This is a genomic window from Salibacterium halotolerans (assembly GCF_900115625.1).
Lineage (GTDB): Bacteria > Bacillota > Bacilli > Bacillales > Marinococcaceae > Salibacterium > Salibacterium halotolerans.
The window spans coordinates 1-19,337 of the sequence record NZ_FOXD01000028.1 but is presented as its reverse complement, the minus strand read 5'-3'; the positions used below and the strand labels follow the sequence as shown (position 1 = coordinate 19,337).

At 46.8% G+C, this 19,337-nt stretch carries 22 protein-coding genes and 1 pseudogene; 9 read left to right on the top strand and 14 right to left on the bottom strand.

Going from position 1 to position 19,337, the window contains the following annotated elements; all coding sequences use genetic code 11:
- Positions 1-7: 7 nt before the first annotated feature.
- Entirely contained in the window at positions 8-1,225 is a 1,218-nt protein-coding gene (locus BM124_RS16555; RefSeq protein ID WP_280139761.1) for a glycosyltransferase, read from the bottom strand.
- Between the two features lie 40 nt (positions 1,226-1,265).
- Positions 1,266-2,552, bottom strand: a complete 1,287-nt coding sequence (locus BM124_RS16550) for a D-glucuronyl C5-epimerase family protein (RefSeq protein ID WP_093339177.1) — start codon at positions 2,550-2,552, stop codon at positions 1,266-1,268.
- A 299-nt stretch (positions 2,553-2,851) separates the two neighbouring features.
- On the opposite strand from BM124_RS16550, the gene BM124_RS16545 reads away from it, so the two are divergent.
- The 3 genes from BM124_RS16545 to BM124_RS16530 all read left to right on the top strand — a co-directional run bounded on the left by BM124_RS16545 (position 2,852) and on the right by BM124_RS16530 (position 4,617).
- Positions 2,852-3,055 (top strand): hypothetical protein, encoded by a 204-nt coding sequence (locus BM124_RS16545; RefSeq protein ID WP_093339176.1) that lies wholly within the window; start codon positions 2,852-2,854, stop codon positions 3,053-3,055.
- Between the two features lie 89 nt (positions 3,056-3,144).
- Positions 3,145-3,831: a spore coat protein gene (locus BM124_RS19200; RefSeq protein WP_212634977.1), complete on the top strand. Its 687-nt coding sequence runs from the start codon at positions 3,145-3,147 to the stop codon at positions 3,829-3,831.
- Positions 3,832-3,939: 108 nt separating this feature from the next.
- Positions 3,940-4,617 (top strand): acyltransferase, encoded by a 678-nt coding sequence (locus tag BM124_RS16530; protein WP_093339175.1) that lies wholly within the window; start codon positions 3,940-3,942, stop codon positions 4,615-4,617.
- 33 nt (positions 4,618-4,650) lie between these two features.
- On the opposite strand, the gene BM124_RS16525 is transcribed toward BM124_RS16530, so the two are convergent.
- The 3 genes from BM124_RS16525 to BM124_RS16515 all read right to left on the bottom strand — a co-directional run bounded on the left by BM124_RS16525 (position 4,651) and on the right by BM124_RS16515 (position 6,667).
- The gene (locus BM124_RS16525; protein WP_244504382.1) at positions 4,651-5,517 is read right to left on the bottom strand and encodes a glycosyltransferase; all 867 of its coding nucleotides are present in this window, start codon (positions 5,515-5,517) and stop codon (positions 4,651-4,653) included.
- A gap of 265 nt (positions 5,518-5,782) precedes the next feature.
- Positions 5,783-6,016 (bottom strand): hypothetical protein, encoded by a 234-nt coding sequence (locus tag BM124_RS16520; protein ID WP_093339171.1) that lies wholly within the window; start codon positions 6,014-6,016, stop codon positions 5,783-5,785.
- Between the two features lie 93 nt (positions 6,017-6,109).
- Positions 6,110-6,667: a nuclease-related domain-containing protein gene (locus BM124_RS16515; RefSeq protein ID WP_093339169.1), complete on the bottom strand. Its 558-nt coding sequence runs from the start codon at positions 6,665-6,667 to the stop codon at positions 6,110-6,112.
- Between the two features lie 187 nt (positions 6,668-6,854).
- Between BM124_RS16515 and BM124_RS16510 the strand changes: the two genes are divergently transcribed.
- Positions 6,855-7,034 (top strand): H-type small acid-soluble spore protein, encoded by a 180-nt coding sequence (locus tag BM124_RS16510; RefSeq protein WP_093339168.1) that lies wholly within the window; start codon positions 6,855-6,857, stop codon positions 7,032-7,034.
- 76 nt (positions 7,035-7,110) lie between these two features.
- Here the strand turns inward: BM124_RS16510 and BM124_RS16505 are convergent, their stop codons facing one another.
- The 3 genes from BM124_RS16505 to BM124_RS19060 all read right to left on the bottom strand — a co-directional run bounded on the left by BM124_RS16505 (position 7,111) and on the right by BM124_RS19060 (position 8,226).
- Complete coding sequence (locus BM124_RS16505) at positions 7,111-7,332, bottom strand: YdbC family protein (RefSeq protein ID WP_093339166.1); 222 nt, start codon at positions 7,330-7,332, stop codon at positions 7,111-7,113.
- Between the two features lie 125 nt (positions 7,333-7,457).
- Positions 7,458-7,967, bottom strand: a complete 510-nt coding sequence (locus BM124_RS16500) for a ferritin (protein WP_093339165.1) — start codon at positions 7,965-7,967, stop codon at positions 7,458-7,460.
- A 100-nt stretch (positions 7,968-8,067) separates the two neighbouring features.
- Positions 8,068-8,226, bottom strand: a complete 159-nt coding sequence (locus BM124_RS19060; protein WP_170841193.1) for a hypothetical protein — start codon at positions 8,224-8,226, stop codon at positions 8,068-8,070.
- Positions 8,227-8,443: 217 nt separating this feature from the next.
- On the opposite strand from BM124_RS19060, the gene BM124_RS16495 reads away from it, so the two are divergent.
- Positions 8,444-9,370 (top strand): L-lactate dehydrogenase, encoded by a 927-nt coding sequence (locus tag BM124_RS16495; protein WP_244504381.1) that lies wholly within the window; start codon positions 8,444-8,446, stop codon positions 9,368-9,370.
- A gap of 359 nt (positions 9,371-9,729) precedes the next feature.
- On the opposite strand, the gene BM124_RS16490 is transcribed toward BM124_RS16495, so the two are convergent.
- The 5 genes from BM124_RS16490 to BM124_RS18620 form a co-directional block, all read right to left on the bottom strand.
- Positions 9,730-10,140, bottom strand: coding sequence for a DUF4164 family protein (locus BM124_RS16490; RefSeq protein WP_170841192.1), 411 nt, complete (start codon positions 10,138-10,140; stop codon positions 9,730-9,732).
- A gap of 66 nt (positions 10,141-10,206) precedes the next feature.
- Positions 10,207-11,928, bottom strand: a complete 1,722-nt coding sequence (locus BM124_RS16485) for a putative ABC transporter permease subunit (RefSeq protein ID WP_093339160.1) — start codon at positions 11,926-11,928, stop codon at positions 10,207-10,209.
- Positions 11,925-12,704 carry an ABC transporter ATP-binding protein gene (locus BM124_RS16480; protein ID WP_093339158.1) on the bottom strand — a complete coding sequence of 260 codons (780 nt, stop codon included), beginning with the start codon at positions 12,702-12,704 and terminating at the stop codon, positions 11,925-11,927. Before BM124_RS16480 ends, BM124_RS16485 begins: the two co-directional genes overlap by 4 nt.
- A gap of 73 nt (positions 12,705-12,777) precedes the next feature.
- Positions 12,778-13,983 (bottom strand): CHAD domain-containing protein, encoded by a 1,206-nt coding sequence (locus BM124_RS16475; protein ID WP_093339157.1) that lies wholly within the window; start codon positions 13,981-13,983, stop codon positions 12,778-12,780.
- A gap of 102 nt (positions 13,984-14,085) precedes the next feature.
- Positions 14,086-14,298: a hypothetical protein gene (locus tag BM124_RS18620; RefSeq protein WP_212634976.1), complete on the bottom strand. Its 213-nt coding sequence runs from the start codon at positions 14,296-14,298 to the stop codon at positions 14,086-14,088.
- A 21-nt stretch (positions 14,299-14,319) separates the two neighbouring features.
- Between BM124_RS18620 and BM124_RS16470 the strand changes: the two genes are divergently transcribed.
- From BM124_RS16470 to BM124_RS16450, 4 genes are all read left to right on the top strand, one after another.
- Positions 14,320-15,336 (top strand): LLM class flavin-dependent oxidoreductase, encoded by a 1,017-nt coding sequence (locus BM124_RS16470; protein WP_093339155.1) that lies wholly within the window; start codon positions 14,320-14,322, stop codon positions 15,334-15,336.
- A 166-nt stretch (positions 15,337-15,502) separates the two neighbouring features.
- On the top strand, positions 15,503-15,844 hold the full coding sequence (locus BM124_RS16465) for a transposase (RefSeq protein ID WP_244504380.1): 342 nt from the start codon (positions 15,503-15,505) through the stop codon (positions 15,842-15,844).
- Between the two features lie 41 nt (positions 15,845-15,885).
- A complete protein-coding gene (locus tag BM124_RS16460; RefSeq protein ID WP_093339150.1) occupies positions 15,886-16,821 on the top strand; it encodes an IS3 family transposase in 936 nt (311 codons plus the stop codon).
- Positions 16,822-18,224: 1,403 nt separating this feature from the next.
- Positions 18,225-18,752 (top strand): hypothetical protein, encoded by a 528-nt coding sequence (locus BM124_RS16450; protein WP_093339147.1) that lies wholly within the window; start codon positions 18,225-18,227, stop codon positions 18,750-18,752.
- A gap of 80 nt (positions 18,753-18,832) precedes the next feature.
- Here the strand turns inward: BM124_RS16450 and BM124_RS16445 are convergent.
- Positions 18,833-19,243: pseudogene (locus BM124_RS16445) on the bottom strand (transposase); the annotation flags it as partial.
- Positions 19,244-19,337 lie beyond the last annotated feature (94 nt).

The following is a 19,337-nucleotide window of genomic DNA, read 5'->3' as shown; positions in this document are numbered from 1 at the left end:
TGTTTGTTTAAAAGTAAAAGGAGTTAAAACGATTGGAAGTCAGGGACTGATAAACCAACAATAGGTCCTTCTCCATTTTCTCCCAGCTATAGATCCTTTCCATGACCTTTCTTGCATTGATACTCATCTGCTTTAATTTATCCCTGTTTTCATGTAAGAATAGAAAGGCTTCTGCATAGTCTTCAGAGGTGGCCCTTGTCTTATTGATGACCATTCCGCATTTATGCGTTCTTATAAAGTGTTCCATTTCATGACATTTATTTACCACCACCGGGACTCCGTTGTTTAAATAACTGAAAAGTTTATTAGGCAGCGCATAAGATCGATTCAGAGAAGACTTGAGGTCATCAAAATCAATCCATCCTACATCTATCTCTTTCATCTGCTCGGATATTTGCTGATAGTCTATCCACCCGGTTACTTTCACCTTCTCCTGAAGATGGTCAGGAATGGAAAGCGTGTGTCCATGCAGCACTCCTCCAATAACTTTAAAACGAAAATCGATAGTCGCGGAACATAAATCAGTTATTTTAAATATCTTATCGCTGCTTCCCTTCTTATGATCAGCAATGTGTCCTTCATACCCAACGGTCAGTGATTTCGTTTCATATTCTTTTGGTTGAAACTCTTCATTCAAAGGCGGCGAATTATAAATAACCTCTATCGGAAGTAAAGGGTTTTTCGCAATATACCAGGACTTAATGGAAGGAGAAACTGTAATTAACTGGTCCACTTCTTTTAACATCGTATCCAAAAGGTTTCCCGTTACCGCATTTTTCGTTTGGGACTCCTCAAATGGATCAGGAATGAGGTCATGGCTGTCAAAAATAAGTTTGGCTTCTTTTCCTTTGTTTTTCATTGCTCTTTTAACCCCGATCCCCGCGTACAACGAAGCCGTTTCATGAGCATGATAAATGTCAGCCTGCTGGTTCAGTCCAATATTTGTTAAAACATTATTGAAATTGGCCGAGACCGACTTTAATTTTTTCTGCATCATAGGCGCCGTTGGTTTAAAACTCTCCACATTGTACGTAACAATATTTATTCCCTCATGCCTGAACGATTTTTGCAGAAATTTATTTTGAAAGGGTTCTTTATCTATATTAAACAGTTTACCCTTCATTCTGGGAACGATCATTGTCACCTCATAGCCATTTTTCTGTAAAGTTTTCGCTTCCTTGTGAAAAATTCTAGAATCCAAAAAAGAATGGGTATGAACCAACATGCATACTTTTTTCATCTTTCCCTCCCCGTTTCACCTTTTATTATCTACCTTTATATGGCGTCTTTTCCAATCCGTTATACAATGGAATCTTATTCCATGACTCTACACATCTCTTCCATTTTGTTATATAGTCCAGCAGCTTCTCATTTTTTGTTATCTCATAAAACTCTTCTAATCTGTGAAGGTGTATAAAATGATAAACATTATGCCATTTGGACCCAAACTGTTTAAATCTCGTCGGTTCGCCAAGATCCTGTAACATATCCCATGGTACGTTGATGGTAATCTCGTTTTTTCCTTTCTGTATGGGCACCTTTTTGATTTGCTGATAACGGGACTGCTGTTCTTTGATAATATTTTTGGGAAAATACGTTGGAGGTACCATCAAAAATTGAACGGTGCTCTCCCCGGGACTGTAAAGCGTAAATGTCAGTTCATTCTCCTTGGGGTAGGAATACCTGCTTAACAATACTTTGAGTAAAGCACTCTTATTTTTCAAATATACGTTTTGACGATGTTGAAGGACAGAGGATTTGACAATAAAATGCTCATATTTTTTATTTTCCGCAACAAAGACATTGTACTCTCCTTCACCCGGCACCCTGATACGCACGTCCTGGAGTTCAAGGTTGGAAGAGGACAACACCTTCATAGTGACCATTCCATTTAGTGTGTACCGGGAATTAGCAAGATGAGGAGCGTCAAACAATGGCAGTAATTCAATCATTGTCTGCAAATTGTCACGCCAAAACACGCCGGCCTCTTCGTCTCCCGTTAATTCAGCATAATGCTTTATCGACGAGAGGGCAGAAAGCCAGCCGTTTAACACATAACCGTTCGGCGACATGGGATACTCCTGAATACTGGGTCCGTGGGAAGACTGATGAAAGACTCCCCCTTTCTCCACCGGGATTTTCAAGCTCTGATATACGTTTTCTGCCGCTTCTTTATATCTCTCACGGCCGGTAGTAACATACATTTGAGCTAACATCTCGGCATAGTAGGCCTGAGTGAGGCCGGAATAATAATCCTTGTTTGTTGAATTAAAAACTGTGCCTTCTCTATACCAATAGACGAGAGAATGATGAAAGCTGCTCATCCGCCCGATAGCAGCGTCAGCTACTGTGATGGCTGCTTCTTGATAGGCGGGATTCTTTGTTTTTTTGTATTGATACAGATAATCTCTTATGACATATATTCCATAGATTGGATGCGGAGCGACATTATCCCCTGTATCCTTTCCCGGGTATCCGTCCTCCAGAAATTTGATTTTATACCTGTCTTTACTGACAGCTGCCAAACGCGGCGTGAAATCAGGCATATTCATTTTTGTCCTCCTCTTGATGTCTTATCATCCAAACCTTCTGCACCGCTGACTTTTCTTTTTTCGACCCCGTATTTCCTGTATATGTATCGGTTTATAACAAGGTTCCCCTATACATATAAGATATGTTTGAAAAATAAATGTATGCAAAAGAGCGGCAGACTCTATGGCAGCGGCGAATAGTTTTGATTAGTTGTTAGTGTATTTCCCGTAAAATAGGCGGAAGAGTTAGTAGTCTCCCTATACAATAACGCAGGCTTTGCATTTGATGTATATAGAAAAAGAATAAAGGAGGGAAAAACATGCAGCAAAACCCACGACTGACAGAGATGTTAGTTAAAAAACTGATGAGAAAATACAATGTAGATCCAGGCACTTTACAGGTTTCAGACGAAGATAGAGAGTTATTGCAGAGTATAATCCAGGAAATTCAAGGTGAAGTTAATCAATTTCTTGAAGACCAGCAGGCCGCCGATGAGGGCAATACGACTTCCAACAATAACTAAATGATAGAAAAACAAACGAATATATTAGGTAGTTTGTCCAAACCAGTATATTTCTTCGTCATATTGTGTAGTAGAAAGGAGGTAAAAGAATGAGTAAATGTAAAGACAGAGACCGAAACAGATACAGAAAGTGGGACAGAGATAAAGACCGGGATAAGTACCAGGATAAGTACCGGGATAAGTACCGGGATAAGTACAAAGACCGAGACCAGTATGAGGACCGGGACCAGTGTTGCGAGGATCAAGACTACTACGAGGACCGGGATCACTACGGAGACCGGGATCACTACGAAGACCGGGACGGGTACAGAGAAAGAAAGCGGGATAGAAGGTACCACAGAAAATGGAATGCGCTGGATCCATCCTGTTCCCACGGCGGCACGCCTTCCTGCGGGAGTGGCGGGGAAACACAGTCAGCAGAACAATCAAACAAAACCGTGCAGGCGTCTGATGAGTATATCGAAGTCATTGACTCTTGTGACGTAAAAGTGTCAACCGCCGATACGAAAGGTGCCTTAAACTTGCAGGCAGGGCTGCAGGCAGCACTTTTGATCACCATTTCCATTACCGTCTTCGATGGCGATACCACAAAAGCAGACAATTTCACACAGGAATTGATACAGTCTTCGAAAATCAAGCAGGTGACGAACCAGCAAACGTATATTGAGAACAGCAGAGATGTCACTATTGAGACAGACGATACGCAGCTGGCCCTCAACATTCAACTGCTATTACAGCTTCTATTAGCCATAGCAGTAATCGTGGATATCTTCTAAGATGATCTGCACCAATTACGCGAAACCGGTATATTCTCCGGTTTCGCGTATCTTCCTGTACTTACAGCACTTTGAGGCATAGAAAACATGTAGAGGGGAGATACGCATATGTCTGATCATTCCAACAAGGCGCAAACCGGAAAAAATGTAGTGATCGAAAAAGACGTCGAGATCGGGAACAATGTGGTTATCGGCCATAACACAGTGATCTTAAACGGCACCTCCATAGGAGATAACGTAAAAATCGGTGCTAATTGTGTCATAGGAATCCATCCAGAAGGAAATGAGACCATGAGGAATAATGTTCAAAACATTCATCCCTTAACGATTAAAAACGGCACAAAAATCGGCCACTTAGTGTCAATATACGCCGGTACGCTTGTCGGGGAAAATGTGTTTATCGGCGATCTTGCCAGTATTAGAGAACATGTACTGGTAGGAGATGAAACGGTAATTGGAAGATCAGCTGTGGTTGAACGAAATAGCAGCATCGGAAAAAACTGCACCATTCAAACGCAGGCTTACGTAACCGGGGACACCATTTTAGAAAACAACGTATTTCTCGGTCCGAATGTCTCCATGTCCAATGATAAGTATATGGGAAACCAAGCCTATACGTTACGCGGGCCCAGCATTAAGCAGGGTGCCAAAATAGGAAACAATGCATCGCTTCTTCCCGCCGTCCAAATTGGAGAGAACGCAGTAGTCGGAGCCGGAGCCGTCGTAACAAAAGATGTAGAAAGCGGGCTTGTCGTTACAGGAGTGCCTGCTAAAGTTAAAGCGTAGCACCTCCTGCACGGTTAGGTCCCATATAATTCGTCACATGTGCTGCTGAATAATGTTCTCCATGCTGGTCACTAACTGTTTCATTCTTTGATGCTTTGAATGAAACTGATGGACAAATTCATATCCCTGCGTGCTGATTATTTCTCTCTCGCTTTGCTCCCGCAGATAGTAATCCGCTTTTTCCTTAAAATTCGTTTCATCCACCGCCACAAAATGATAACCGGGGATAAATCCAAGATCTTCTAATTCAGGGAATGTCGGTGCCAGCAGAAGCGTACGGCAGGCAAGGGCTTCAAAATATTTTTTAACAGGATAATGATAGATCGAGGGGCACGTAAAAAACAGCTTTGCTTTATTCAACTCCATCGCATACTTTCTGTCTATCAGATAGTCTTTCTCCTCCTTTGTGGACAGGGTATGGTAGCCCGGGTGGGAGTGGTATACAAACCGATGGTCATGGTTGTACGTAGCGCGTATTTTCTGCCGGAGCGGATAATGATCATCGACAGCCCCCATCATTAACAATTCAATGTTTTTTTCCTGCTGATAATCGTCAAAACGATCCGAATCAATAAAGTGGGGAAACCACACCAACTTATGCTTATGAGCAGGATAAACTGATCGAAACGTGTCCCGGACAGCTGAAAAAATATAGGGAATGTTGTTCTTTCTTATATAATTATCTCTTATTTTAGACAAGCGGTGGACGTCATTCACGAACAGGCCCGTGGGAATATTAGTAGTAGAAAGTCCTTTCACCCGGGGGTACAGCCTCTGTCCAATGTCATTCAGCAGTAATATAAAATCCGGCGGTTCAGGAAGCTGCTTCAGGATATAATGAATATGCCCGGGCTTTCTCCAAATATACAAGTCATGTTCGGCTGCCAGTTCTTTTTCCAACAGAGAAAAATTATCATCAACAAAACGGGACGTGTCATATGCAATCCACAATATTCTAATGAGAACGTCCCCCCTGTTTCATCATACTTCCTCTTTATATTGTATGATGGGACTTAGGTTTCGTGATTTCTTGAAAAAGAAAAACAGACCAAGCTGGAGAAAGAAGCTTCTACGAAAAGATCGCACGTCCTGCAGAAGTATTTTCTATACCTTTACAAGCGGGTTACCTGTCTTTATCAGCGGATTGCCTGCTTTTATCGGCGTCTTATGTAAAAGCAACTTTCCCCAAGGCATCTTTTTTCACTCCAAGTCCTTCAACAAAATGGAGATGTTCTGTTGTTTCATCATATAGATATAAAATGACAGTATCACTGTTTATCATCAGCTTGAAAGCAGCTTCTGTGATGGTGGATAACACATCCTGAATATCATGTATGCTCGTCATCGTCCTCGTGATGTTCAGCAGGTATTCCCAGTTCGCTTCCATTGATTCCGACATACAGGGAACCTCCTCTTTTTTTGATGGTTTATTGTACCATGAAAACACGACATTAAAAAAAGCCTCCGCTTCCTGCTTGGAAACGGAGATTTTTTAACGCTGTCCGGCCGGAGAAGATGTTAAGATATCGTGCAATGCTGTGAGGTTTTTTTCATCCAGTAATGGTCTTTTCTGCTGAAAACGGCTGATAAACATATGTCGCTGCATGTATTCGGCCATCTCTTTATGATGGATTACAATCCGACTGGAACTGCTTTTCCGCCAAACCGGGTCCGTGTCAAAGGTGGACGGGGAAGAAAAAGCAGCAATACAAATAAGGTAGTCATGATAATGTGCAGGTAAGCCGGACGCCACCGCTTGCTTCCACTCCTTCAATTTGAAGAACGGGTTGCATATCCTGCTCGTTTCATTAATATACCATGTTTCTTCTTCCATATCCGCCTGGACATGACCAGAATCTGTAAGCTGGTTTATGATATATATACCGCACGGAGAGAGGATCACCTTATCAATCAATGCCGCGCCGTGCACGGAAATATTGTCCACACACTGTATCGAATACGGGAGCTTCTGCAGGTCGTCTTCGATTTCTTTCATCATGCTCCGGCGCGGATCTTTCTTTTTTTTCTGAAATATATTCTGAAACTTCATCGTTATCCTTCCCCTTATCCACTTCTTACTCTTATCATCGGCTGTTTTGGTCAACTTTTTAAAATAAAATCATAATCGCGGCTTTATTGTTGCGGGATGTTACATCAAGCCGGCTGTGGAAGGTTGGAAACGTATAAGACCGTCCACGGATCGTTATACTATCTGCGTAAAAGGAGGTGATGACACCGTGGATGTGTTACGCGCCCGTGATATCGCCGATTCCCCGGTTATGGCGGATGTCACCTATGACGGTACGCCTGTCTACATCCAGCATGTCGCAGAAGACGGACGGACCGCACGTATTTATTCCCTCGAATACCCGGATGAAGAATTAACAGTTCCGCTGGAGCAATTATTGGAGCATTAAAAAGAGAAGTAAGAAGGAGTAATCCTGATCCAACGTAAAAAACTCCGCTTCCTTGTTGGAAACGGAGTTGCTTGGTTTAGGACGACATATGCTGCAGCACTTCTTTGAGCTGTGCGATCTCTTCGGTACTGAGCGTAACGCCTTTGCCCATTTTCTCCCGGCCGGGCGCCCAGTCCCGCAGGTCATATTTCGGTTCGCGGTCGTTCCAGCTCACCCGGTTCAACTCTTTCGTCCATCCTTTCGGCGATTCAGACAGAACGCCGATATGTTCCACAACTTCATAGTTTATGTCAGCCATGGCGGTGTCTCCTTTTTTCTTTAGTGTATCATCAGGAAACATCGGAGAACAGCGGGACCGCCGGACATAAGGGACGTAATGTGATTGATGCCGGGTGCTGTCCGACGCGATGATCCACCCGCGCCTTACTCCTCTTCGGATGCGTTGAATTTACGCTTGCCGAGTTCTTCTTCGAGCATGAAAAACGCGTTGCTGTCACTGTTGATGCGTTTCAGTTTCTGAATCAAGTCGTCAAACAGCGATTCTTCTTCGATCTGTTCTTCAATGAACCAGTTCAAAAAGTTCATCGTCGCGTGCTCGCGCTCATCCAGCGCCATGTCCGCCAGTTTATAGATACGCTGGGTGACGTCCTGCTCCTGCTGCATTCCTTTTTCAAATGTATCGAGAACGGAGGAAAAATCATTATTCGGCTCGCTGAATCCGTGGAAAGACGCACGGGCACCCATGTCATTCAGAAAATGATAGAATTTCATGCCGTGGAAACGTTCCTCTTCGGCCTGCACGAGAAAGAAATTTGCGAACCCGTCCAGGCTTTCCGCGGAGCAGTAAGCCGCTGCCGCCATATATGCATGGGCTGAATAAAACTCGTAATTCATCTGCTCAATTAAACCTTCTTTTAATTTTTCACTGAACATGTCATATCCCGCCTTTCTATGTTTCTACTATTATCTCCAACTAAAATATTAGCATGTTTAAACCGTTGTGTATATTCATCCGTTCCGGGCGCGGCAACAGTCAGTCCCGGCTCCTATCTGCCTGCACTTCCTTTTTGGCTTCTTCATGAATTTCTTTCTCCTCTTCTTCCCTGTACTCCCAGAGGGTATTGTACACTTCCACCAAACTTTCTTCCGGCAGACTGTCAATCAAGGCGTGGATGTCGTCTCTCAGTGACATGGTGATGCTCCTTTCGATGCGGCTTTATGAAATGCCTTGATCCCCTTCACCAGCTGCGAGGTGTCTTCCCCTATGCTTACCATACTTTTACCTGTGAGACTGTTTTTTAAACGGGAAGTTTTTGTGTCACAAAACATTCATTCTTTCGGTTGTGAAATAATTCACGTATTATGTTATCATTGTATGTGAAATAATTCACATGTTAGGAGATAAAAATATGATACCCACTACCAACCGGATCGTCATCATCGGAGCAGGTGCTGTTGGATGCAGTTATGCCTATGCGCTGTTGCAGCAGGGGCTGACCGGTGAGATTGTACTCATTGATGTGAATAAGGAAAAAGCGGAAGGCGAAGCGCGCGATCTCCGCGATGCCGTGCCGTTTGCCCCGTCGCCCGTGACAATCCGAAGCGGCGGCTATGAGGATTGCAGCGAAGCAGAACTTGTTGTGATTACTGCCGGACTGGCACAGAAACCCGGTGAAATGCGGCTGGATCTGCTTACGAAAAACGCGGACATCTTTGAACGTATCATAACCGAAGTCATGGCAGTTGGTTTTGACGGCCTAATTATTGTGGCGGCCAACCCAGTCGATATTTTAACCGACATCACCCAGCAGGTATCAGGTCTTCCGGCAGAAAGAGTGATCGGCTCCGGCACTGTTCTTGATTCCGCCCGGCTGCAATCGGCTTTAAGTGAAGCCTTTCAGATTGATGCGCAGGATATACAGGCCTGGGTCATCGGCGAGCACGGCGATACATCTCTCCCAGTCTGGAGCATGGCGTCCGCCGGCATGAAAGACATCCGGTCGATAGCGCCTGCGCAGGAACTGGATACGATTTTTCAACGCGTGCAGTCGGCCGCCTACGACATCATTCAGCAGAAAGGGTCGACGCATTTTGGCATCGGTATGTCACTCGCCCGGATTTCTAGAGCTGTTGTTCGCGACGAAAACGCGGTGCTTCCTGTGTCTGCCCGTCTGAACGGTGAATACCGGGAAAGCGGCATCTACATCGGTGTCCCCGCCGTTGTCGGCCGGACCGGCATCCGCAGCGTGATGGACCTCCCTCTCGATGAAACAGAAACGCGGCAGTTTGCCCATTCCGTGCGAACCATGCGGGAAACAAAGCACGCCCTTCCATAGACGGACTACCTGTAAATCAGGAAAAGTGTCCGGTGTCCCCATTGGCACAATGATTGCAATCTGAGAAAATTTTGAGCAGTTGTCTACGTTTATCTGTCCCTATTTATGAAAAAGGGAGGTATGAACTGCTCATGGTTGCGTTTAGCTGCTTTCGAGATGGCCTAAACGTAACTATGAATGTCCCATGATGACGTTTGGGCGTCCGATGTTACCGGTTTTGGCTGCATGACACCTCCTACATGACGTTTGCAGCCATTTCCAACAGCTAAACGTAACTAGACCCTCCTTTCTTCATCCTCCCGAGCACAAAAAAAACCGGATGAGCGCGCGGGCGTCCTCATCCGGATATGTGCGTTTCTTTATCTGCCGCTCGTCCGGCTGTGTTCCAGTTTCTTTTTCATATCATATACTTCCTGCTCATGGTGCCAGCCTTTCATCGCCAGCAGATCGACACCACTTTCCACTTTAGAGAGGCGCTCTTTGATTTCGTCCTGGCCCTTATCCAGCTTGTCTACTTTGACTTCCAATCTGTCAAAACGGCCTTCCAACTTGTCAAAACGACCTTCCAGGTTGTCGAAACGGCCCTCCAGCTTGTCAAAGCGACCCTCCAACTTGTCAAAGCGGCCCTCCAGGTTATCGAACCGGAGCTCCAGCTTGTCAAAACGGCCTTCCAATCTTGTCATGCGGTCATCCAGCGATTTAACACTGGCAGTGATTTCTTTCTGACCTTCCAGGAGAGCATGCAGCAGCTGCGTTGTTTCTTCCGGCATAGCCATCGTTCCTTTCTTCGTGGTACAGCCATTATATCACACAGCCGGTTTCAACCCTACTTTTTTTCACTCTTTGCTGTCCGGCATACTTACCTGGATGCCCTGTTCGATGCGGCGTCCGGCCAGGTACAGAAATGCCACACATGTGCCTATGGTGAGAAAAAGAAACACGAGAATGCTGCCCGCCGTAACGAGCGCGCTGTTTGTCAGTTTCAGCTGCAGAAGCGACGCGGCTGCGGACGCACTGCCTCCTATGATACCGCCCCCTGCAACTTTTTCAAACAACCCGGCGCTTTCCGCGGGGACAACGACAAGCAGCACGGGAATCAGCGTCAGCAGCACATACACATAGGACAGTACCAGCATCAGGAGCGACGGTGCGAACTGCAGCCGGTTCTGCGGGTTGGAAGGATTGTATTTTCCGCCGATGGCGCCGGTCCAGATGCCAAGCGCACTCAGCGCGGGGCTGATGAGCGCGCTGAGCACCAAGCCGAGGAGAAAGAAAGACACCGGCCATCCGAGCAGAATACCAGCCGTCATCTGAAGTACAGATACGGGAAGAAAGGGAATGAGCCAGCTCATCCACAGCTTTCCGCACGCAATCTGCACACCTGTCAGCGGAAGGACGTGCAGCATCCAGGTCGATCCTGCTTCGCGGGCGACGAATGATGCGGACAGACTGCCGTTGAAAAACGCGTAGATAAAAAGCGCCGCCGCCTGCACCGCGGTCCAGGACAGAACCGGGTCCAGCTCTCTGAATGCCGCAACCGATGAGCTGCCGGCCGTATAACCGAATCCCATAAAGATAAACAAAAATACAAACGGCATGAAAATGAGCCATTCCCTGATGTCGCGCTTCATGTAGCGCCATTCTTTCCATCCGATTTCGGCGACCGGCGATCCGACCTTGAACCGGCGTCCTTTTTCTCCGGCTTTTTTCTTTTTATTTTTTCCTTCATTTAATTGAATCCAGCCGCTTCGAAAGCCTTTCTCGACGAGAGCGGAGGCGGCAAACGACAGCCCGGCGGCGGCAACGGCGAGCCCGACCGTCGGAAGTAGAAACGATACGTCTCCTGCCATCGCGCTCGTTAACGCAGACGCCCCCCAGCTCATCGGAAGCCAGGCCGGCATCTCAGGCAGCAGACCGGTTGGAAGCGCCGTCTCGGAACCTGGCCCTGGCTCCGTCAACAGGTTCGGAAGCTGGAACATGCCGTACACGAGCACGCCGGACACCGCGCTCATCACGGTCATCAATTCATTGGCGCGCTTAGCTGGAATGATATGCACGAGCCCCATGTTGATAAAGTAGGCAGCCGCCACGCCGAGCGCCGGAATGGCCAGCGTCACGACGAGCAGGGCGGGGTAAAAGAACCCGTGCACCCCGGCGTGAAGCCCGTAAGCAAGCCCCGGCAGAAACGTCACGATAAACAGCGCCGCCGGTATGTTGAGAAAACTTTGTATGTATTTCACCCAGAAAATGTGGCTCACCTTGATCGGCAGGGTGAACAAAAACGTCAAGTCCCGTGAGGCATACAGGTGCTTGAACACCTGCGGCACCCCCATCAAAAGGATAAGCCCAAGCACCATCATGAAAACGTACGAAAAGAGCAGTTCCACCAGCTCGGTATCGTACGCCGTCGGAAGCGACGTGACGATGTTCAAGGCGAACAGAAGAAATAGTATAACGACAAATCCAATGATGGCATGCGAGACATTCGTACCGGTCTTGTTGGTTTCCATCGTATGTTTCAACATCCTGGCCTGCACACCAAGCAGTGTACGGATCATGGCGCATCCGACCTCCCACCGGCAAGCTCCCGGATCAGTTCCTGCTGCTCCTCATCCCCGGTCAGCTCAAGGAAAATATCCTCGAGACTTGCGCTGCTTTCTCCGCGCAGTTCTTCCATCGTTCCAAGCGCTGCAATCTTCCCGTCCCGGATGATGCCGATCCGGTCACACATCTCTTGGGCGATTTCGAGAATATGCGTCGAGACGAACACGGTCGTACCATCGTCGCATAGCTGCCGCAGCAGGTCTTTCAGCGTCTTCGCGCTCTTTGGATCAAGCCCGACCGTCGGCTCATCGAGAAAAATAACATCCGGATCGTGCAGCAGCGCACCGGTCAGCGCCATTTTCTGCTTCATCCCGTGGGAATACCCCTCTATCAGCTCATCAGCCCGGCTCCCAAGCGAAAATAAATCAAACAGGCGGACCGCTTTTTCCTCCGCCTGCCGGGCGGGAATGCCGAAGACGGAAGCGATGAAGCGGACATATTCCCAGCCGGTGAGCTTTTCATAGAGCGTCGGATGATCCGGCACGTAGGCAATCTTTTTTTTCGCCTGAAGCGGGTGTTTCCACATGTCGACGCCGCCGATCTCAATCGTGCCGTCCGTCGGCTCAAGCAGCCCCGTCATCATTTTAATCGTCGTCGTCTTCCCCGCCCCGTTCGGACCGAGAAAACCGAAGAGTTCCCCCTTCGGTACCGTAATCGATATGTTATCCGCTGCTAAAAAGGATCCGTACTGCTTTGAGATCCCATCCAGCATGACAGCTGGTTCTGCCATCACTACCACCTCTTTCTGCCTGAACATACGCAGCTTTCAAACGATTCGTTTCAGCAATTTCGAAAAATCCGGTTTACAGTTCCACCGCCTCGGCGTGTTTCTCGAGACCATTCTTCAGCTGCTCTCTCACCGCGTCAATCTGCTCCCCGGGCACATTCATTTTCTTCCTCGAATCTTCCAGCTTCTTCAGCACATCGCGCTTGTCATTGATGTCACCGAAACGGCGCTGGTATTTCTTGTATGATTTGCTGTAAGCGGCGTAATCGGTGCTGTAAATGACCGCCGCGTAGCCGTACACGTAGCGGAGCCGCTTCGCTTCGATACGCACGTCATGCAGCGCCTTGAGCGCCGCTTTTGAAGCTTTGCCTTTCTCGTCTGCCGCCTCAAGGTACATCTCTTTTTTCTCCTCAAACACATTTTCAAAATCCTGCAGCCGCTTCGGCAGATCAAGCGTGCGGACCAGAGACGGAAGGTCGTTCACACAAAACCGGTCCCAGTGCTGCTGGAACTTCGCATTAATGATTTTCGGCAGACTGCCGGCAAGCTTCTCCTGTTCTTTTCCGCGCTTACGCTCCACAACCGCTGCCGCTTCATGAAAGACAGCAGCCTCTTCCGCATCATCCGCCTGCGCAGCCCGCTCCTTAACGTCCGCGAGAAACACATCGCGCTCCCGGACCCGGCCGAGCTGTTTATGCGCGTCATCCAGCCTTTCAAACAACTTATGACCATCCGGCGCTCCCAAGAACTCCAGCAGCGTCCGGAGACGGCGTCCTTTCACCCGCGCCTGGTGGATATCCTCCGGATCAGCAGTCGACACACACTTTTCGCAGTAACCGATGTAATCGCCAACCACCTCCTGCAGCACATCCTGCCAGCGCTCCGTCCAGGCCGCGCCCGCATCCTCCATGCAGACCCGGCACAAAAACCGGCCCCTGATCTTCACGAGCGACGCCCGGTTCTCACAAACCGCACAGCGCGCGCCCTCTCCCTGCAGAAGAACACCTTCCTTCTCCTGCTGCATTTCAATCTTATCGCCCTGATTCCAATCAAACTGGCGCCGCACCTCCGCCGGAATAAGCAGACGCCCCTGTTCATCCAGAATCTTGTGGTCTTCCTCGTCCTCATCCTCCGGAGCTTTGAACACAAGCACCGCCTGACGATTCGCCTCAAACTGCAGCGAAAGCGGGTGCTCCGTCAATGTCAGCGCATCCCGGATATCTTTCGGAATAACAACCCGGCCCATCGCATCAACCTGTCTCGTCTGCAACGTCTCTGCCATTTTACATCCCCCACTTTTCACCCTTTTTCCTCCTCATTCCCTTCCACACCAAATCCAAACCCCCGACACGTGTAGAAAAACAACACACATAACGTCTCCATTTCACCATATGTCTACCATAGCATGAATACCCTGCCAATCCCACACCCCGAGAAAAAACACGCACCAGCCGCGCCGCAAGCGATAACAACCGGCGCAAATAAAGAGCCAAAGAAGCAGAAGCTGAGCATCCATGCCCTGCCCCGCCCCGCCGGAAAACAGATTGCTTGGGCTCATGCCGCGCGATTGGTAAAATAGCACCGGTACATCAAGCAAAAAGAAAGAAGGGAACCATAAATGAGTCACGTATTCGAAAACACCCGTTACTCCGTGCTCGACCTTTCTCCCATTGTAGAAGGAGGCACCGCGGCTGATTCCTATCAGAACACGGTCGACCTCGCAAGGCGCGCAGAAGAGCGCGGCTACGAACGCTTCTGGCTCGCCGAACACCACAACATGCCGTTTATCGGCAGTTCCGCGACATCGGTACTTATAGGCCACGTCGCCGGCGCCACGTCCTCGATCCGGGTCGGCTCCGGCGGCATCATGCTCCCGAACCACGCGCCGCTCATGATCGCCGAGCAGTTCGGGACTCTTGAGACGCTGTATCCAAACCGCATCGACCTCGGACTCGGCCGCGCACCCGGCACAGACCAGCCGACGATGCAGGCGCTGCGACGCAGCAGCAAAAGCGACGGCCACGATTTCCCGCAGATGCTCGCAGAACTGCGCCAGTACCTCGATTCCCAGCTCACGCCGGAAAACCCGCGTATCCGCGCGTTCCCCGGCCAGGGACTCGACATTCCGATCTGGCTCCTCGGTTCCAGCGGTTTCAGCGCCCAGCTCGCCGGACAGCTCGGACTGCCGTTTGCGTTTGCGAGCCATTTCTCCCCGGACAACACGATTCCGGCGATGAACCTGTACCGCGAATCGTTCCAGCCGTCGCACGTGCTGGCGGAACCATACGGCATGGTGTGCGCCAACGTCATCGCCGCCGACACCGACGACGAAGCGGACTACTTGAGCACCACGATGATGCAGCAGTTCCTCAACATGGTCCGCGGCACCGAAATGAAGCTCCAGCCGCCGGTCGAGAACATGGACCGCATCTGGAATGAAAACGAGAAATTCTCGATCCAGCGTCAGCTCGGCTCGTCCATCGTCGGCGGCCCCGAGAAGGTGAAAAACGGGCTCCACCGCTTCCTGCAGGACACCCAGGCCGATGAAATCATGATCAACGCCCAGATTTATGACGCGGAGGCGCGCCTGCGCTCCTACGACATCGCCGCTGATATTATGAACGGGCGGATATAATAAACGCTGTTTCAAACGAAAGCTGCCGGTGATCGGCAGCTTTCGTTTTTCTATAAAGCGTGCGGTTAGTCGGCGGGGAAATTTGAGACGGAAAATGACAAATAAAGCGATTAAAAGACTGTGTTTCGATCACTTTTTAGAGTTAGTCTAAAAAGTAGACACGTTCTTGAGAGAATTGTTTTTAATGAAGATACTATTTCAAAAAGACGTGGAAGCAATGAGTAAGCCCTATAATCAAGAGTATAAGGATTATGTAGCGAAGTTAGTGGTCGATGAGGAAAGACAAGGGAAAGAGCTGGCCTATGAACTGGAAATCCCGTATTCGACCATGCGAAAATGGGTGACCCATTACAGGGAAGTCAAGGATCGAAAGCCGGGGGAAAACTATTTAACCCCAAGTGAGCTGGAGAAAGAGAGAAGAAAACACGAAAAAGAAGTACAGCAGTTAAGAGAGGAAAATGAGATACTAAAAAAGGCTATGCACATCTTCACCAAAAACCCGGAATAATCTACAGCTTCATCGATGCTCATCGAGATGAATATGCTGTTGTGACGATGTGCCGTGTATTGAACGTATCGAAGAGCGGCTATTATAAATGGTTAACGGCGAAACAGACCCCCAATCTGGAAAAAGAAAGGTACAGGAAAGGGTTGATCCAAAAGATCAAGAAATCGTTTTATAACAGCGGGAAAACGTATGGCAGCCCCAGGGTTCATAATGATGTCCTGGAAGAGATATATGTCATCTCTCAGAAGACCGTTGCCCGTATGATGCAGGAACCGGGGTTACGTGCGACCCTTCAGGAAAAGTTTCGGACGACCACCGACTCGAATCATTCCCTGTATGTATACCCGAACCTTTTAAATCAGGATTTCACCGTGTCCCAGCCGGATCGTGTATGGGTGACCGATATTACGTACATCTGGACGCTGGAAGGATGGATCTATCTGGCCACTATCATGGATCTTTTTTCCCGGAAAATTATCGGTTGGAATATGGCTTCCCACATGACCAAAGAGTTGGTTCTGCCGGCGTTAGACCGAGCTTTCATCAGCCGATCTCCTGGTCCCCATCTTCTTCATCATTCCGATCGGGGATCGCAATATTGTTCGAAAGACTATATCCATCAACTCAAGGCGTATGATATTCAAATCAGCATGAGCCGGACAGGCAACCCCTATGACAACGCCTGCATCGAATCGTTCCATGCCACCATAAAAAAAGACCTTATCTATCGACTTCGATTCCAGACCCGTTCTGAAGCGATGCAGGCCATTAATTATTATATTAGTCATCGTTATAATGAACATCGCAAACATTCGACCCTGGCTTATGATACCCCTAATCAATTGGAACGGAAGTACCACAGCCCGAATCCGGAACCAGTATCTTCAAAGAACCATGAGGACCCCTGGAAGGATACGTCAAGGGTTTCGACGTATCCTTCCAGGGGGCGCACCAAGCGGAGCGCGGTAGGATCTTGACACAAAAAATGACCAAGAGAAAATGTCTACTTTCTTGACATAAGTCCACTTTTCCTTTAAAAGTTCGCTGATACAATCAACGTGGCAGAACAAAAGTGATCGAGGTTGCATAAAGCTGATTAAATACGGCGTTCGGCGTCGTTCCAAACAACGTTAGAATATACCAATATTGTTTAATCCACCGCAAGAAAGACTCAATCTGCCAGCATTCCCGTTAGTTATCGGCATCTATCGTCTTCTGCCGTTCATGACGAGGCCTCCCAAAGCTCTTTGGCGGTATCCTGTCCATGCATGAGCCGATGCGTTCGTTAAGTAGTGAAGTAGAGTGAAGACGTCTAGTTTACTACCAGTAACAATATAACCAACGTTCTCTAAAAGCTCCTGCAACTAATCATCTAGATTTCGTTTTTGGAGTAAGTTCGGTAATGTGATACGATGATTCGAGAGAGACATCCTTTCTTGAGTGTCGTGCATGACTCCATTTTAGAGAAAGGTGTCTCTTTTTGCACACATTTTAATGGATATTAATGGAAAATAAAAGGTATGATTTAACATGCAAATTTACATAAAACACTGGAAGGAGTTCACTATGAAAAACAAAACAAGAATCACCTTAGGGGTGGCTTTATATTTTTCACTTTGTATGTTTGATTACATTCTCAATAACACATTTAATTGGATAACCAACTTTTTTATAAGCTTAGTTGGAATGGTAATTGCATGGTTTGTTATAGAATTTTTTTCAAATAAAAAATAATATTGAGTTTAATGTAAAAGATTTCAACAGCTGGCGGAAGACACATTAACTTTCCTGTATATCAGTGAGCAGCAGTTACGCTAGTTGTTAAATGAACTGCCTATCTGTCACCTAATAGTAGACCCTTCAATACAAGCTCAAAAAATCCTTTGTTTTTTTCTAGATCGAGAAAGGGATATAAGCGACATTTATTGAAAAAATAATTATGACGAAACCAACGAAATGCGACCTAGCAACAACAAAAGAAAAATGGGAGACGATAGCTGTTCACTTGAACCCAAAACGCGAAACTGGAATTGAAAATAGCCTAGTATGAAGAATAATTCCGACTCAGCCGGGAGCAGCAACTGAATCATCTACTAGTGGGACCGGTGAATTATCGTACGGTTAACCGTCCTTATATTATAGGGTCCCCTGATATTACAGTTTATTTAGGATTAAAAAAGAATAATAGGTATTGAGGTTGAGAAGTGGACTTATGAATATTAATTGCAGGTAGTTTATCATGAGTCTGTAATAATATGATTGTATATACATTTTATTCCATCCATTATTCAACTTTTTTATGGTTGAATAATGGATGGAAAAATGAGATACTCATAATAGGGAATTAAACCCAAAAATGTTATTTAAAGGAGTTTTTTCAATGAAAAGAATTTGGATTAGCTGTTTAGCTCTGATGACTGTTCTTGCAGTACTATTACCTTCCACTGCTCCAACTGTACAAGCGAAGACACAAGAAGACAAGAAGGTTGATGAACTTGCTGAAACACTAGAATTCGTTTATGAAAAAGCAACAGTTAAAGACTCAAATGGTGAAATAGAAAATGTTGACATTGAGATGATAGAAAAAAAATACGGTGAATCTTTAGATGCTTTGAAACAAAAAAATGACTCAAAACCATGCATAAATGAGCCTTCTAACAAGACAGAAGAATTAAATAAGGTTTCACCTTCATTAGTCATACCCCCAACAGATGTAGAATGTATGCAGGATGAATTGAATTCTTTTTTTGAAGGCTTTGTACCTACTACTGTAATTTCTACTATCTACGGACATTTATATGATGGTGAGTACTTAAGTGCGGCTAAGAAATTGGCTAAAGCAGGTTTTAAAGGAAGTATAGTTGGAATAGCTACCCAACTTACAATTTCATATGCTAGATGTAAATAAACCATGTTTTTAAAGTAAACATTAATAATCCCCACCTTGCTAATTGAACTGACCCAGTGAAACGAGACAAGAAAAAACACCTAGGCTGCCATGGTCCTGTATTCAACAGGGCTGTGGCAATTTAATTTTGAAAAAGGTCGTATATAATTGTAATAATACATGTGATTTGCTACATTTTCTATTACAATAGTAGTTGTTAGGGTCGCTCTTAACGGAGCGGCGAATTCTTCCGACTTTATTGAGGAATGGAAGGATTCGATGACGGCATGATCAAAGCAATTGCCTTTGCGGGACATGCTTGTGGTAATGCCGTTTTCTTTTGCCGAGGCCTGAAAGGCATAAGATGTATATTGAGCCCCTTGATCGCTGTGTAAAATCACCTCATGTGTTTCTCTTACATTACACGCTTTACGCAACGTTTCTAACACAAAATCAACGTACTGCGTATCGCTAATTTGATAAGCAATCACTTCGTTATTATACAAGTCCATAAAGTGGACCCCTTTGTCAAGACACATTTTTAAAATAAATAAGGTGTGACTCCTTTTGAGATAGAGAGGCTACCTTGGAGGAAAAAAGGAAATC